The organism is Ensifer sp. Root954 (assembly GCF_001429005.1).
GTDB lineage: Bacteria > Pseudomonadota > Alphaproteobacteria > Rhizobiales > Rhizobiaceae > Ensifer > Ensifer adhaerens.
Window position 1 is genome coordinate 22,452 of the sequence record NZ_LMJM01000006.1, and the last position, 226, is coordinate 22,677.

1 protein-coding gene is annotated in these 226 nt (G+C 61.9%); it reads left to right on the forward strand.

Annotated elements, in window-relative coordinates; all coding sequences use genetic code 11:
- On the forward strand, nt 1-226 hold a 226-nt coding region (locus ASE71_RS34865), incomplete at both ends, for a dihydrodipicolinate synthase family protein (RefSeq protein WP_200964126.1).

Sequence of the window (226 nt, forward strand, 5' to 3'; positions counted from 1 at the left end):
CCGTTCGGTCGAGCGCGTCGGTGCCGACGGCATCCTGCTTCTGCCGCACTATCTGATCGATGCGCCGCAGGAAGGGCTTTATGCCCATGTGAAGACGATCTGCCAGTCGGTCGGCATCGGCGTCATGGTCTATAATCGCGACAACGCGGTGCTGCAGGCCGACACGCTTGCAAGGCTGTGCGATGAATGCCCGAACCTGATCGGCTTCAAGGATGGCACCGGCGAC